The organism is Methylobacterium sp. 13MFTsu3.1M2 (assembly GCF_900112625.1).
In the GTDB taxonomy this organism is placed as follows: domain Bacteria; phylum Pseudomonadota; class Alphaproteobacteria; order Rhizobiales; family Beijerinckiaceae; genus Methylobacterium.
The window spans coordinates 126,850-141,540 of sequence record NZ_FOMM01000017.1; the positions used below are offsets into that span (position 1 = coordinate 126,850).

The following is a 14,691-nucleotide window of genomic DNA, read 5'->3' on the forward strand; positions in this document are numbered from 1 at the left end:
CTCCGATGCGGGGAGGGAAGCCGCGCGATCGTTCCCCAGCGGCCCATCGTCCCCTGTCCGCCGCCCCGGCGCGGGCGTAGAAGCCCAGCCATGCCCGCCCGACAGGCCGTTTTCACCATCTCCCGCGGCGTCCCGTTCCTGCCGACGCTCGCCGAGGCGCTGCTCTCCGGCCGCCTGGTCGGGCCGGTGGCGGACGATCCGCTGGCGCTCGCCTCCGTCACGATCTACCTGCCGACCCGCCGCGCGGCCCGGGCGCTCGGCGCGATCCTGGCCGAGAGGCTCGGCCGGGACGCGCCCGGCCAGGCGACGCTGCTGCCGCGGATGGTGCCGCTCGGTGAGGCCGACGAGGCCGAGCTCGACCTCGCCGCCGAGCCGCTGCTGGAGGAGAACGCCGACCCCCTGAGCATCCCGATGCCGCCGCTGGAGCGCCGGCTGATCCTGGCCCGCCTCGTCCAGGCCTGGGCCAGGACCGTCGACCGGACGCTGCTGCCGCTGGACGCCGAGGTGCCGTTCCTCGTGCCGTCCTCCCCCGCCGACGCGGTCGGGCTCGCCGGCGATCTCGAGCGCCTGATGGACGCGCTCACCGTCGAGGGCCTGCCCTGGTCGGAGATCGGCGCGGCCGTCGATGCCGAGTATTCCCGCTACTTCGGCCTGACCCTCGACTTCGTGAAGATCGCCGCCGAGAACTGGCCGAAGCTCCTGGCCGAGCGGGGCCTCGCCGATCCCGTCGCCCGCGCCCGCGGGCTCGTGCTCGCCGAGGAGAGGCGCCTGTCGCGCGGCGCGACGCCGGACCCGGTGATCGTCGCCGGCTCGCTGGGCTCCGTCCCCGCCACGGCCCGGCTCATCGCCACAGTGGCCAAGCTGCCCCACGGCGCCGTGGTCCTGCCCGGGCTCGATCTCGACCTCGACGCGGCCGGCTGGGACGGCATCGACACCGGCGAGGGTTTTTCCCGCGTGATCGCGCACGGCCATCCGCAGGCGGTGCTGCACCGGTTGCTCGGACCGGAGAACCTCAACCTCGACCGCGCCGAGGTCGTCGCCCTCGGCGAGCCCGACCCCGGCCAGGCGGCGCGAGCCGCGCTCCTGTCGCAGGCCCTGCGGCCCGCCGACACCACCGACGCGTGGGCCGCCCTCGACCCGGCCGCGCGCGACGCCGTCGCCCGCCTCGGCCTCGCGGGGCTCGCGCTCGCCGAAGCGGCCGACGAGCGCGAGGAGGCGCTGGTCGCGGCGCTGGCGCTGCGCGAGACCCTGCAGACCCCCGGTGCGACTGCGGCGCTCATCACGCCCGACCGCGGGCTCGCCGGCCGGGTCGCCGTCGAGCTGCTGCGCTGGGGCATCGTGGCCGAGGATTCCGCCGGGCTGTCCCTGGCCGTGAGCCCGGCCGGGCGTCTCGCCCGGCTCGCGGCGGAGCTCGCCGCCGACCTCGCCCGCGATCAGGCCGACGCGATCCCGGCCCGGCTGATCGCGCTGCTCTCCCATCCGATGGTCCATCTCGGCCTGCCGCGTCCCGACGTGGTCCGGGGCGCGGCCGCCCTGGAGATCGGATTGCTGCGCGGCCCCGTCCCGGCCCCGGGCTTCGACGGCCTGCGCAAGGCCCTCGCCGCCGAGCGCGTCGGGCCGCCCGAGCACCGGCCCCGGGCCAAGCGCCGCCTGAAGGACGTCGACTGGGAGCTGGCCGCGAACCTGCTGGACCGGCTCGATCTGGTGTTCCGGGATTTCCCGGGACCGGACGGGGCGGGGGAATGCGACCTCGTCACCACCGCCGCGGGTCACCGTGAGGCGTGCGACCGGCTGATCGCCGGGCCGGAGGACGGTCCCCCGGTCGAGACGGACGGATCCCTGTCCTGCCTCGACGCCCTGTTCGACGACCTGGAGATGGCGGAGCCCGGCCTGATGCCGGGGCGGTTCGACGACTACGCCACCTTCTTCACGTCGCTCGCCCGGGAGCGCAAAGTCGCCTGCTCGGGCGACGCGCCGCATCCGCGCCTGCGCATCCTCGGGTTGCTGGAGGCGCGCCTCCTGTCGGTGGATCGCGTGGTGCTCGGCGGGCTGGACGAGGGCGTCTGGCCGGTGCGCACGCTGACCGACTCGTTCCTCAACCGGCCGATGCGCGAGCGGGTCGGCCTCAACCCGCCCGAGCGGCGGATCGGGCAGATGGCCCACGACTTCGTGCAGGCGCTCGGCTGCCGCGACGCGGTGATCACCCGCGCGCTGAAGCGGGAGGGCGCCCCGACCGTGCCGTCGCGCCTGATCCAGCGCCTGCGCGCGCTCTCGGGCGACGCCCGCTGGGACGCCGTCCTGCACGCGGGGCGCCGGCTCGCGGGCCTCGCCGCGCGGCTCGACGCGGCGCCGCCGGAGCCGCGGCTGAAGCGCCCCGCGCCGAAGCCGGACCCGGCGCTGTTCCCGCGCTCGCTCAGCGTCACCGAGATCGAGACGCTGGTGCGCGATCCCTACAGCATCTTCGCCCGCCACGTGCTCGGACTGGACCCGCTCGATCCGCTGGCGGCGGCGCCGGGCGTCGCCACCCGCGGCTCCCTGGTGCACGACGTCTTCGCGGAATTCGCCAGTCGCCATCCCAAGGACCTGCCGCCGGACTTCGCGGAGCGGCTGCTGAACTTCGCGGTGAACGCCTTCGGCGACATCGAGGCGGAGTACCCGAACCTCTACGCCGAGTGGTGGCCGCGCTACGAGCGCATGGCTTCGGCCTATCTGGACTGGGAGACCCAGCGCCGGCCCGGCCTGACCCGGGTCTACCCGGAGGTCTCCGGCCGCTGGGCGATCCCGATGGGGCGCGAGACCTTCACGCTGCGCGCCCGGGCCGACCGGATCGAGCTGCGGCCGGACGGCACCGCCTGCATCGTCGATTACAAGACCGGGACGCCGCCCTCGGGCAAGATGATCTTCTCCGGGTTCTCGCCTCAGCTCACCCTGGAGGCGGCGATGCTGATGCACGGCGCCTTCGCGGACCTGCCGGCCGTGACGACGACGCCGGACCTGCTCTACGTCCACGCCTCGGGCGGCCGGAAGCCCTTCGTCCCGATCCCGGTGAAGCCGCCCCGGGGCGAGGAGCGCGGGGTCGAGCAGATCGTGGCCGAGCACGCCGCGCGGCTCCGGGGGCTGGTGGCCCGGTTCATGACCGGCGAGGCGGCCTACACGGCGCGGCCCTACCCGCAATACGCCAGCAAGTATGGCGCCTACGACCACCTCGCCCGGGTGCTCGAGTGGTCGCTCGCCGGGGACGAGGGCGGGGAGTGACCCCGCCCGCGCCCTCATCCTGAGGTGCCGAAGCGCAGCGGAGGTCTCAAGGAAGCCTCCCGATATCGCCGCGGTTCCGGAGGACTTCTTCGAGGCGACTGCGCCGCACCTGAGGATGAGGTGACCCGGTGGGAGGCGCGTCCTCCGCGCCTCAGAAGAACGCCTGCAGCCCCGTCTGGGCCCGGCCCAGGATCAGGGCGTGAACGTCGTGGGTGCCCTCGTAGGTGTTCACCGTCTCGAGGTTCTGGGCGTGGCGCATCACGTGGTACTCGCCCATGATGCCGTTGCCGCCGTGCATGTCCCGGGCGGTGCGGGCGATGTCCAGCGCCTTGCCGCAATTGTTGCGCTTGACCAGCGAGATCATCTCGGGCGCCATCTTGCCCTCGTCCATCAGCCGCCCGACCCGGAGCGAGGCCTGGAGGCCCAGCGCGATCTCGGTCTGCATGTCGGCGAGCTTCTTCTGGACGAGCTGGGTCTGCGCCAGGGGCCGGCCGAACTGCTTGCGCTCCAGCGTGTAGGTGCGGGCACGGTGCCAGCAATCCTCGGCGGCGCCCATCGCGCCCCACGAGATGCCGTAGCGCGCCCGGTTGAGGCAGCCGAACGGCCCCTTCAGCCCGGAGACGTTCGGCAGCAGCGCGTCCTCGCCGACCTCGACGCCCTCCATGACGATCTCGCCGGTGGTGGAGGCGCGCAGGGACAGCTTGCCCTTCAGCGTCGGGGCGGACAGGCCCTTCATGCCCTTCTCGAGGACGAAGCCGCGGATCGCGCCCTCGTGCGCGTCGGACTTCGCCCAGACCACGAACACGTCCGCGAAGGGGGCGTTCGAGATCCACATCTTGGCGCCGGAGATCCGGTAGCCGCCGTCGATCTTCTCGGCCTTGGTCTTCATGCCGGCCGGGTCCGAGCCGGCATCCGGCTCGGTGAGGCCGAAGCAGCCGATCCACTCGCCCGAGGCGAGCTTCGGCAGAAACTTCTCGCGCTGCTCCTCCGAGCCATAGGCGTGGATCGGGTACATCACGAGGGAGGATTGGACGCTCATCATCGAGCGGTAGCCGGAATCCACCGCCTCGACCGCCCGCGCCACGAGCCCGTAGGCCACGTAGGAGGCGCCCGCGCAGCCGTACTCCTCCGGGAGCGTCACGCCGAGCAGGCCGAGCTCGCCCATCTTGCGGAACAGGCCGGGATCGGTCTTCTCGGTGGCGTAAGCCTCTACGATCCCGGGCAGCAGCTGCTCCTGCGCGAAGCTCTGAGCGACGTCGCGGATCGCCCGCTCGTCCTCGGTGAGCTGATCCTCCAGCAGGAAGGGGTCGTCCCAGACGAAGCGGGCCGAGGCCGGGGCCGACGGGGAGGCGCTGCCCGGAGGGCGCATCGGAGCGTTCATCGAGATTCCTCGCCTGCAGGGTGGCGCGGGTCTTCGCGGCCCGCGCGCTTGACCCTACCCTAGACCCGTGCGCCGCCCGGTCCAACGCGCGCGGTGACGCCGGGGCGCCGCCGTCACGCCCGGCCGAGGAGCATGAGCCAGAGCAGCGTGGTGAGTGGCGCCAGCAGCGTCGAGACCAGGACCGAGGCCGCGACCATGCCGGTCTCGGTCCGGTAGCGCGCCGCCAGCAGGTAGGCGTTGATCCCCACCGGCATGGCGGCGAACAGGGTCGCGACGCCCGCGTAGGCGGCCGGCATCGCGAAGACGTGGAAGGCCAGGAGCCAGACCGCCAGCGGGTGCAGGAGGTTCTTCAGGAGCGCGATCACGAGCGCACCCTTGAGGTCGAACAGCACCCGGTAGCGCTTCAGGCCGGCGCCCAGCGCCACCAGGGCGCAGGTGGAGGCCGTGCCGGCGAAGGCGTCGATCAGCGACTGGGCGATGCCGACCGGCGCGAGGCCGAGGGCCTTCATGGCCATGCCGATCAGCAGCGCCACGAAGATCGGGTTGCGCAGCAGCACCAGGGCGAGCCCGCGGATCCGCGCCAGGACCGGCAGGCCGGAATCGGACTCGATCAGGAAAGTGGCGCTGCCCATCATCAGGGGCAGGTGGACGGCCAGCAGCATGAACAGCGGGAAGGCGCCCTCCTCGCCGTAGGCCTGGAGGATCATCGGGACGCCCACGAACACCGTGTTCGACTGGCTCGCCGCGAAGCCGTGGAGGATCGCACCCCGGCGCTCGATCCCGGCCCGCCGCCGGGCGATCAGCGTGCCGACGGACCACGAGATCGCCGCGCCGCCGAAGTACGCGACCCAGTAGGACCACGCGATGGTCCCGCTCATCCCGGGCTTGGTCAGCGTGGCGATGATCAGCGCCGGGACGGCGACGGCGAAGACGTATTCCGACAGCCCGTCGCTGACCTTGTCGGAGAGGAGCCCCGCGAGGGCGGCGGCCCAGCCGATCAGGACGATCCCGAAGATCGGGGCGATGATGGCGAGGGCGTTCACGGGGCCGGCGGGAGCGGGGGCTGATGCGCGGGGGGAGGACTCGGCCCATAGCACGCCCGCGCGCCGCGTCGCGCCCCGTCGGAAGCCGTGCTGGCATGCCGGACGAGAGGGGGGAGAATCACCGTGCCGCCGAGCGCGCCCGGGTCGCCGCAGCGGTGCGGGCCCTCATGCCGACACCCGGCAACGCGCCGGCCGCGAGACCGTCGACGTCCCCTTCGTCACCACGGCCGACAGCGGCGCGTGACGGCGCCCGCGCCGCCTACTTGTTCTCCAGCACCTGGATCGGATCCGTGCGCTGGCTCGCGGGCGGTTCCTTGGTCAGGTTGGCGCCGCCCTCCCGCTGCACCTTGACGTCCTTCGGCGCACCCGGCCCGCCCACCGCGCGGCCGCCCTCGGCGCTCTGGGTCGGCACCGTGCCGGACGCCAGTTCCAGGCAGGTCACCATCTCGACGTAGGAGGGGAAGCCGCCCGCCTTGAACTGGTTCTGGCACTGGCTCTTCGCGGCGGGCGTGTAACTGCTCCAGTGGCGCTCGGCCTCCTTCTTGGCATCGCGCTCGGAGCGGATGCAGCCGTCGTAATTCGCCTTGTCGCTGATGCTCGTGTTGGCGACCTGAGCCGACCGGCAGGTCCGCTCGACGTCGAGATCGGGCACCGCGTCGGCCCGGGCGGAGGCCGGCGCGAGCGCCAGCATGAGCAGCGCGAAGGTGCCGGGGACCAACGTGCGGGAACGGGTCGTCATGTCGTCAGACTCGCGATCTGTGGCGGTTCGCGCCGCCGGAACTGCCGGCACAACGCGCCAAAAGCCGGTTCGGCACCAAGCGCCCGCGACGATCAGCCCGCGTGGGCGCCGCGCAGGGCCTGGTCGAGATCGCCGTACAGGTCGTCCGTGTCCTCGATGCCGGTGGACAGGCGCAGCAGGTCCGGCGGGCAGGGGCTGCCCGGGCCTTCCACCGAGGCGCGGTGCTCGATGAGGCTCTCGACGCCGCCGAGCGAGGTCGCCCGCTTCCAGAGCCGCACCCGCGCCGCCGTGGCGATGGCGCCGGCCTCGCCGCCGGCGACCCGGATCGACAGCATGAAGCCGAACCCGTCCCGCATCTGCCGGCAGGCGACCGCGTGGCCGGGATCGTCCGGAAGGCCCGGGTAGAGGACGCGGGTCACGTGCGGGTGCCCGCTCAGGCGCCCGGCGAGGCGCAGGGCGCCCGCCGCCTGCGCGGCCGCCCGCAGGTGCAGGGTCCGGAGCGAGCGCATCAGCAGGTAGGCCTCGAACGGCCCGAGGATCCCGCCGCTGCCGGCGCGGATCCCCCGGATCCGCTCCCAGAACGCGTCGGCCCGCGCCCCCGCCAGCACGCCCGCAACCACGTCGGAATGACCGTTCAGGATCTTGGTGGCCGAGTGCATCACGATGTCGGCGCCGAGTTGCAGAGGGCGCGTGTGCACCGGTGAGGCGGCCGTCGAATCGACGGCGAGCCGCGCCCCCGCCGCGTGGGCGATCTCGGCCGCCGCGGCGATGTCGGTGACGGTCCAGAGCGGATTGCCGGGGGTCTCGATCCAGACGAGCTTGGTCCGGCCGGGCTCGATCGCGGCGCGCAGGGCGTCCGCGTCGTCCGTGTCCACGAAACTCAGTGTGAGGCCGCGCCGGGGCGCCTCCTCGCGCAGCCAGCGCTTCAGAGCCCAGTACATGACCGTGCCGGCGACCACGTGGTCGCCGGGCTCCAGCGCGCCGAACACCGCGGTCGCCGCCGCCATCCCCGAGCCGAACAGCAGCGCGCCGGCGGCGGCGCCCTCCAGCATCGCCAGGACCGACTCCGCCTCGCGCACCGTGGCGTTGTCGGGCCGCGCGTAGCTGTAGCCGGAGCTGTAGCCGTTGTCGGGATCGCGGATGAAGGTGGTGGCGACGTGGAGCGGCATCACCACCGCCCGCGTCTCCGGCTCGATCCGCCCCATGGCCTGGGCGGCGAGGCTCCGGCGCGTGTATTCCGGCTCGGCGTCGCTCCGGGTATCCGACGGACCCTGCGGCGCGTAAGGCTGTGACATCTGGCGATTCTCGGCGGATGGAGACGGGCGCGTGCCACGGCGCGCGGGTGCCGGCAAGCCGCGCCACATGCCGGGCCACATGCCGCGCCCCGTGGAGACAGACGATCATGACCGCCGCCACACAGGTCCCCGAGGGATCGCCCCTGCCGCGCTGGCTGCGCCTCGCCGCCGCGATCCTGCCCGTCGCGGCCACGGCCGCCGTCGGCTCGGTGTCGACCCAGGCGGAGATCCCGGGCTGGTACGCGAGCCTGAACAAGCCGGCCTTCAACCCGCCGAACTGGGTGTTCCCGGTCGCCTGGACGATCCTCTACACGATGATCGCGGTCTCGCTCTGGCGCCTGCTCGGCGCCATGCCGCGCACGGGACCGAGCCGCCAGGGCTGGTGGCTCGCCCTCGCGGCGTTCGTGGTGCAGATCGCGCTCAACGCCGCCTGGACGCCGGTCTTCTTCACCGCCCACGCGATCGGCGCCGGCCTGATCGTCGTCGCGATGCTGCTGGTGATGGTGCTCTGGACGATCCGGCTGACCTGGCGGTTCGACCGGCTCGCGGCGTGGCTCCTCGTCCCCTACGCGGCCTGGGTCGCCTTCGCGACGCTCCTCAACGCCGCGATCCTGCGGATGAACTGATTTCCAATTCCGGTTCGGTTTCCTTCCGTCATCGCGAGCGAAGCGACCCAGTGCAGCGTTACCTCGGTCGGCGTGGCGCAACTGGATTGCTTCGCTGCGCTCGCAAGGACGGTCAGGGCAATCCGGACGCCGTCAGGCGTACGGATCAGTGCAGGTCCTTCGTGAACGCCGCGAAGGCGCGCGGATCTCAGGACACGTGCTCGGGCTTCTCCTCGCCGGCCGGCTTGCCGTCGTCGCGGGCGCGGTGCAGCAGGAAGATCGCGAACACCATCGTGAGGATCAGACCCGCCAGCACGCCGAGCTCGATCATCGAGGCCTGGAACAGCGCCTGCTTCTCCGGCGACCAGTCCTTGGCGTGCATGATCTCCGACGATTGCAGGGTGATCACCAGAACCCGCCGGATCGAGGCGATCAGCCCGACGATCAGGAATGGCTCGCAGGTCAGAGTCCCCGACCGCATCGAGACCCGGACCGTGTGCAGGATCTCGATCAGCATGAGCAGGAACAGCAGCCGGTCGATCACCTCGAGGATCTGCTGAGCGCCGCCGAGCGCCCGCATCGCCTCCCAGGTCATGCCGGCGGCCTCGATCAGCGCCACGAGGGCGGTGAGCGCCAGAAGGATGCCGAGCGCCGCGTAGATCGCGTGCTCGGTGTGCAGGAAGATCGCGCTGGCGACCTTCGTCAGGCGTCCCTGGTCTTCTGGAAGTTCCGACATCATTCCCCCCTGGAATGCGCCGAGACGATCAGCTTCCGGACCGCGCGTCCAGTGCGGCGACGCTTGTGCTCGATCGATCGGGATCGGGGGTGGCGTTAAGTCGCTGCCGGCGGCCGGGGCCGCTCAGTGGAAGAACGGCAGGGCGTGCGGCGCGAGGTAGCCGAAGCCGAGCAGCGCCGCCCCGGCGAGGCCCAGGAAGCCGCCGGCGAAGACCAGCAGGCTGATCCCGGTGATGACCTCGGCCGAGGCCAGCACGATCCCGATCTGGAAGGCCGCCGAGGCCAGCTCGTAGTGGTGGTAGCGCAGCAGCGCGAGGTCGCGCCGGCCCTCCGAGGCGCGGGCCTTCTCGGACAGCTCCTTGCGGCCCTCGCCGGTCGCCGGCTCCGAATCCCAGCGCGCCAGCGTCTTCGACCACTCGGCGCGCTTGGCGGCGATCGCGTCCTGGTTCGGTCCCGGGGGCACCAGCGCCAGGGCCTCGTCGGCGGTCTTGAGCACCGTCGCGCGGATCGTGCGGGCCTGGAAATAGGCCCACTGGTTCGCGGCCTCGACGTTGGCGCCGATCGAATCCGTCTGGGACGCCTTGCCCAGTGTCTCGCTGAACGCGAGGAACAGCGCCAGCACCGAGATCAGCAGCGCCACGCGCTTGTTCGACCCCTCGACCGCCCCGTGACCACCCGACATCGTCTCGCTCGTCTCCGTTGATTCGGCGGGGCCGAGTCACAGCCCATCGCGGCGCGCGACGCAATCCGCGACACCGATCCGGCACCCGCTCTCCGCGCCGACCTGCTCTCCGCGCCGACCCGCTCTACTCCGCGGCGATCCGCGGCGGCGGCGGGTGCCCGTCATTGGCCGGATGGGCCGGATCGAAGACGGGGGCATCCTCCGGATCGTCGCGCTCGCCGAGGAAGCGGCCGAACAGCCGCGTCAGCAGGCGGGACAGGTCGTCCATCAGCACGAAGATTGCCGGCACGAAGACGAGCGACAGCACCGTCGAGACGATCAGGCCGCCGATCACCGCCACCGCCATGGGCGAGCGGAACTCGCCGCCGATTCCGTAGGCCATCGCGGAGGGGACCATGCCGGCTGCCATGGCGATGGTGGTCATGACGATCGGCCGGGCGCGCTTGCGGCCGGCATCGACGATCGCGACGTTCCGGTCGACGCCGGCGCGGATCTGCTCGACGGCGAAGTCCACCAGCATGATGGCGTTCTTGGTCACGACGCCCATCAGCATCAGGATACCGATCACCACCGGCATCGAGATCGGCATGTGGCAGATCAGGAGCGCCAGGATCGCGCCGCCGATGGAGAGCGGCAGCGAGAACAGGATGGTCAGCGGCTGCAGGAAGTTGCCGAACAGCAGGATCAGCACGCCGAAGACCATCATCAGGCCGGCGCCCATGGCCAGCGCGAATCCCTCGAAGACCTCGCCCATCACCTCGGCGTCGCCGGTCTGGCTGATCGTGACGCCGGGCGGCAGGTTCTTGGCGGTCGGCAGGTTCATCACCTGGCCGATCAGCGCGGCGAGCGCGTCGGTGCCCTGCATGTCGCCCTCGAGCGCGACGCGCACGGCGCGGTCGTAGCGGTCGATGCCGGTCGGGCCCTGGCCGAGGCTGATGTCGGCCACGGTCGCGAGCGGCACGGCCGTCCCGCCCTTCACCGGCACCTTCAGGGTCTCGAGGTCGGAGAGCCGGCCGCGCACGCTCTCGGGGAGCTGCACGCGGATCGGGATCTGCCGGTCCGTGGCGTTGAACTTGGCGAGGTTCATGCCGATGTCGCCGATCGTCCCGACCCGCACGGTCTCGGCGATGGTGTCGGTGCTGACGCCGAGATCGGCCGCCACGGCGGGCTTCGGCCGGATCCGGACCTCGGTCCGGTCGAGGGGGGCCGTCGACATGACGTTGACGAGGTGCGGGACCTGCTGGGCCTCGCGCTGGAGCTTGGCCGCCGTCTCGGCCACCACGGCCTTGTCGGGGCCGGCGATGATCAGCGCGAGGTCGCGCTGGCCGCCCTCGCGCAGGGCCCAGAAGCGCAGGTCCGGCTCCTCCCGGAGGATCGCCGCGACCTCGGCGTCGATCTGCTTCTGGGTCTTGTCGCGGCTGTTCTTCGGCGTGAGGTTGATGGTGAGGCTCGCGAGGCGCACCTCCTTCTTGGCCGGCAGCTGGCGGCCGCCGTCCACGAACACGCTCTTCACCTCGGGCAGCGCGCGGATCTTCTCCTCGATGCGGTCGGTGACCCGGACCGTGTCCTGGAGCCGGGCGCCCGGCGGCAGCTCCACCACGAACAGGGTGCGGGCCTGGTCCTCGGCCGGCAGGAAGCCCGCGGGCAGCAGGCCCGTGGAGGCGATGGAGCCGGCAAAGCACGCGAGGCCGAGCACCAGCGTGATGAACTTGTGCCGGACCGACCACGCCACGAGGCGGGTGTAGCCGCGCATGACGACGCCGTCCCGCTCGTGGTCCGGCCCGTGGTCGCGCAGGAAGTAGGCGGCGAGCAGCGGCGTGATCAGGCGCGCCACGAGCAGCGACATGAACACCGCGGCCGCGATGGTCAGGCCGAACTGCTTGAAGTACTGGCCGGCGATGCCGCCCATGAACGACACCGGCGAGAAGATCGCGATGATCGTCGCCGTGATGGCGATGACCGCGAGGCCGATCTCGTCGGCGGCCTCGAGGGACGCGCGGTAGGGCGACTTCCCCATCCGCATGTGCCGGACGATGTTCTCGATCTCCACGATCGCGTCGTCCACCAGGATGCCGGTGACGAGCGTGATCGCCAGCAGGCTGACGGCGTTGAGCGAGAAGCCCAGGGCGCTCATCACCCAGAAGGTTGGCAGCACCGAGAGGGGCAGCGCCACCGCGGCGATCAACGTCGCGCGCCAGTCGCGCAGGAACAGCAGGACCACCACGACGGCGAGGAGGGCCCCCTCGATCAGGCCCATCATGGCCGAGTGGTAGTTGCCGATCGTGTTGACGACGCTGGTGTCGATCAGGTCGAACCGCACGTTGGGATTGGCCGCGTGGAGCGCCGCGATCTTCTTGGCGACGCCCATCGACACGTCGGCGTCGCTGGCGCCGCTGGCGCGGGAGATCGCGAAGGCGACCACCGGCTCGCCGTTGAAGCGCGCGAAGGTGCGGGGTTCCTCGGCGGTGTCCGACAGGGTCGCGAGCTCGTCGAGGCGGACCTTGCGGTTGCCCGGCACCACGATGGAGGTCTTGGCGAGCGTGTCGAGGCTCGCCGAGGCGGCGAGCGCCCGGATGGACTGCTCCTGGCCGCCGACCTCGGCCCGGCCGCCGGCCATGTCGGCCGAGGTCAGGCGCAGCTGCCGGTTCACGTCCGCGGCGGTGATGCCCAGCGCCAGCAGGCGGTCGGGCTTCAGGGTGACGCGGATCTCGCGGGCGACGCCGCCGAGGCGCTCGACGCCGCCGACGCCCTTCACGCTCTGCAAGCCCCGGGCGACGACGTCGTCCACGAACCACGACAGGTCCTCGGGCGTCATGGCGGGCGCTGAGGCGCCGTAGACCATGATCGGAAGGCCGGCGATCTCCACGCGCGAGACGATCGGCTCGTCGATCGTCCGCGGCAGGTTCTGGCGGATCTTGGCGATCGCGTCCTTGACGTCGTTGGTCGCCCGGTCCTGGTTCACCTCCAGGCGGAACTCGATCGTGGTGGTGGAGGTGCCCTCCGTGATCGTCGAGAGGATGTGCTTGACGCCCTTCACGCCGGCGACCGAATCCTCGACCCACTTGGTGACCTGGGTCTGGAGTTCGGCGGGCGCGGCGCCCGACTGGGTGATCGTCACCGAGACGATCGGGATGTCGATGTTGGGGAACCGGGTGATCGGCAGCGCGCGGAAGCTCACGAGCCCGAGGATCATCAGGACCAGGAACAGGACCACCGAGGGCAGGGGCCTGCGGATCGCCCAGGCGGAGACGTTGAGGCGCATGGCCGGATCCTTCGACTCGTCCTACCGCGGGGCCGCGTCGGCGATCGGCGTGCTGGTGGGCGCCGGCACGGGGCGCACCCGGTCGCCGTCGCGCAGGAAGCTTCCGGCGCGGGCCACGACGCTCTCGCCGGCCGCCACGCCGGAGCGGAGTTCCGTGAAGCCGTCGGCGGAGAGCCCCGCGGTCACGGACCGCGCCTCGACGCGCCCGTCCTTCACCACGAGCACGCTGGCGCGGCCGTCGGCCGCGTAGAGCAGGCTGGAAACCGGCACGGCCACGCCGGTGCGGCGCGCGATCTCGACGTTGCCGCGCGCGAAGGCGCCGATGCGCAGGGCCGGATCGTCGCCGAGGCGGATGCGCACCTTGCCGAGCCGCGTGGCCCGGTCGACCTCTGGGTAGACCCGGCGCACCTTGCCGACGAGGCGGCGGCCATCATCGAGGTCGAGGCTCGCTGGGTTGCCGACGTGGATGCGCGCCAGCGACGTCTCCGGCACCTCGCCTTCCAACTCGATCTCGCCCCGGGCGATCAGCCGGAACAGCGGCTCGCCCACCGCGGTGGCTGTGGCGCCGATCCGGGCGGTGCGGCGATTGATGATGCCGGCCTCCGGCGCCCGGATATCGGTGCGGGCACGCCGCAGGGCGATCTCGGCGCCGGCCGCCCGGGCGGTGGCGAGGTCGGCCTGCGCCGATTGCAGGCCGCCCCTGGCGGCGGCGAGGCGCCCTTCCGCCCCCTGCGCCGCCGAGACGCGCTGTTCCAGCACGGCCGCGGTTGCGTTCCCAGTCTTGGCGAGCGCCTGGGCCCGCTCCAGCGACTGCTTGGCTTCGACGTTAGCCGCCTCCGCCTGGACGATCTGGCTCTGGGCCTGGACGATGGCCGCCTCGGCCCGGGCGATCGCCGCGGCGTTCGAGGCCTCCTGGGTGACGATCATCTCCAGCGACAGCTTGGCGAGAACCTGTCCCTTGGTGACGCGGTCGCCCTCCTCGACGAGGAGATCGGTGATGCGCAGGCCCTCGACCTCCGGGGAGACGAGGATCTCGTCCCGTGGGACCAGCGTGCCGGTAACGACCGCCCGCTCGACGATCTCGCGGTTCTCGGCCGGGACCACGGTGACGGCGGGCGCGATGGCGGCCGCGTCGGGAACGGCGGCGGTCTCGACGGCCCTGGCCGGCGCCCCGGCGAGGATCGCGAGCCCGCACAGGAGACTGAGGCGGGGCGCGCGCCAACGGACGGAGTTCACGACGGGGGCCTCGCAATCGGCGCTGGACTGGTATTGCCTCTCCCTCGCTGGGCAGGTCGGCGTTTTCATGGCGAGCCACTCCACCGGAGGTCGAGCATAGCGCCATCCGGCGGGGCCGTCGCCGGGCCTCGCGCCGCAGGTGATCGGGGCGGCCGGAGCGCGGCCGTTCACGGCGCTCAACCTGCAACCAGCCACGAATAGCGACGTTAATAGGCCGATGGTCTTCTCGGGACCGGGGAGGGGTCGATGAGCATTTTCCAGATTAGGCAGACGAAGAGCGGCGCGGTGCTCTGGACGGGGGCGGCCGACGACGAGCAGACGGCCCTCGACGCCATGGCGCGCGAGGCGGGCTATCGCGACTTCTCGTCCCTGCCGGACACGATCCGCGCCGACGGGATCGAGGCCGCGAAGCTCGACCTGATATCCTGAGTCCGGACATGAGTGCGGACTGAGGCACC

At 72.1% G+C, this 14,691-nt stretch carries 11 protein-coding genes; 3 read left to right on the plus strand and 8 right to left on the minus strand.

The features are described from left to right. Positions 1–90 precede the first annotated feature (90 nt). The gene (addB, locus tag BM314_RS18085) at positions 91–3,255 is read left to right on the plus strand and encodes a double-strand break repair protein AddB (RefSeq protein ID WP_091979351.1); all 3,165 of its coding nucleotides are present in this window, start codon (positions 91–93) and stop codon (positions 3,253–3,255) included. Positions 3,256–3,406: 151 nt separating this feature from the next. Here addB and BM314_RS18090 read toward each other — a convergent pair whose 3' ends face one another. The 4 genes from BM314_RS18090 to BM314_RS18105 form a co-directional block, all read right to left on the minus strand. Further along, the gene (locus BM314_RS18090; RefSeq protein ID WP_091676352.1) at positions 3,407–4,636 is read right to left on the minus strand and encodes an acyl-CoA dehydrogenase; all 1,230 of its coding nucleotides are present in this window, start codon (positions 4,634–4,636) and stop codon (positions 3,407–3,409) included. Between the two features lie 113 nt (positions 4,637–4,749). Then, a complete protein-coding gene (locus BM314_RS18095; RefSeq protein ID WP_091979353.1) occupies positions 4,750–5,679 on the minus strand; it encodes an AEC family transporter in 930 nt (309 codons plus the stop codon). 259 nt (positions 5,680–5,938) lie between these two features. Further along, the gene (locus BM314_RS18100; protein ID WP_020090794.1) at positions 5,939–6,418 is read right to left on the minus strand and encodes a hypothetical protein; all 480 of its coding nucleotides are present in this window, start codon (positions 6,416–6,418) and stop codon (positions 5,939–5,941) included. Between the two features lie 92 nt (positions 6,419–6,510). Next, complete coding sequence (locus tag BM314_RS18105; RefSeq protein ID WP_091979355.1) at positions 6,511–7,713, minus strand: trans-sulfuration enzyme family protein; 1,203 nt, start codon at positions 7,711–7,713, stop codon at positions 6,511–6,513. Between the two features lie 107 nt (positions 7,714–7,820). Between BM314_RS18105 and BM314_RS18110 the strand changes: the two genes are divergently transcribed. Further along, a complete protein-coding gene (locus BM314_RS18110) occupies positions 7,821–8,339 on the plus strand; it encodes a TspO/MBR family protein (RefSeq protein WP_091979357.1) in 519 nt (172 codons plus the stop codon). Between the two features lie 187 nt (positions 8,340–8,526). Here the strand turns inward: BM314_RS18110 and BM314_RS18115 are convergent, their stop codons facing one another. The 4 genes from BM314_RS18115 to BM314_RS18130 form a co-directional block, all read right to left on the minus strand. After that, positions 8,527–9,054, minus strand: coding sequence for a phosphate-starvation-inducible PsiE family protein (locus BM314_RS18115; RefSeq protein WP_091979408.1), 528 nt, complete (start codon positions 9,052–9,054; stop codon positions 8,527–8,529). 123 nt (positions 9,055–9,177) lie between these two features. After that, positions 9,178–9,735, minus strand: a complete 558-nt coding sequence (locus BM314_RS18120) for a DUF4337 domain-containing protein (protein ID WP_091676362.1) — start codon at positions 9,733–9,735, stop codon at positions 9,178–9,180. 124 nt (positions 9,736–9,859) lie between these two features. Next, positions 9,860–12,997 carry an efflux RND transporter permease subunit gene (locus BM314_RS18125; RefSeq protein WP_091979359.1) on the minus strand — a complete coding sequence of 1,046 codons (3,138 nt, stop codon included), beginning with the start codon at positions 12,995–12,997 and terminating at the stop codon, positions 9,860–9,862. A 21-nt stretch (positions 12,998–13,018) separates the two neighbouring features. Continuing rightward, a complete protein-coding gene (locus BM314_RS18130; protein ID WP_091979410.1) occupies positions 13,019–14,302 on the minus strand; it encodes an efflux RND transporter periplasmic adaptor subunit in 1,284 nt (427 codons plus the stop codon). Positions 14,303–14,479: 177 nt separating this feature from the next. Between BM314_RS18130 and BM314_RS18135 the strand changes: the two genes are divergently transcribed. Continuing rightward, entirely contained in the window at positions 14,480–14,662 is a 183-nt protein-coding gene (locus tag BM314_RS18135) for a hypothetical protein (RefSeq protein WP_020090787.1), read from the plus strand. Positions 14,663–14,691: the final 29 nt, after the last annotated feature.

What these genes read in the sequence shown, in the direction of transcription:
- BM314_RS18090 (WP_091676352.1), bottom strand. Translation starts at nt 4,636, where the DNA reads ATGAACGCTCCGATGCGCCCTCCGGGCAGCGCCTCCCCGTCGGCCCCG.
- BM314_RS18125 (WP_091979359.1), bottom strand. Translation starts at nt 12,997, where the DNA reads ATGCGCCTCAACGTCTCCGCCTGGGCGATCCGCAGGCCCCTGCCCTCG.
- addB (WP_091979351.1), top strand. Translation starts at nt 91, where the DNA reads ATGCCCGCCCGACAGGCCGTTTTCACCATCTCCCGCGGCGTCCCGTTC.
- BM314_RS18130 (WP_091979410.1), bottom strand. Translation starts at nt 14,302, where the DNA reads ATGAAAACGCCGACCTGCCCAGCGAGGGAGAGGCAATACCAGTCCAGC.
- BM314_RS18110 (WP_091979357.1), top strand. Translation starts at nt 7,821, where the DNA reads ATGACCGCCGCCACACAGGTCCCCGAGGGATCGCCCCTGCCGCGCTGG.
- BM314_RS18105 (WP_091979355.1), bottom strand. Translation starts at nt 7,713, where the DNA reads ATGTCACAGCCTTACGCGCCGCAGGGTCCGTCGGATACCCGGAGCGAC.
- BM314_RS18135 (WP_020090787.1), top strand. Translation starts at nt 14,480, where the DNA reads ATGAGCATTTTCCAGATTAGGCAGACGAAGAGCGGCGCGGTGCTCTGG.
- BM314_RS18120 (WP_091676362.1), bottom strand. Translation starts at nt 9,735, where the DNA reads ATGTCGGGTGGTCACGGGGCGGTCGAGGGGTCGAACAAGCGCGTGGCG.
- BM314_RS18115 (WP_091979408.1), bottom strand. Translation starts at nt 9,054, where the DNA reads ATGTCGGAACTTCCAGAAGACCAGGGACGCCTGACGAAGGTCGCCAGC.
- BM314_RS18100 (WP_020090794.1), bottom strand. Translation starts at nt 6,418, where the DNA reads ATGACGACCCGTTCCCGCACGTTGGTCCCCGGCACCTTCGCGCTGCTC.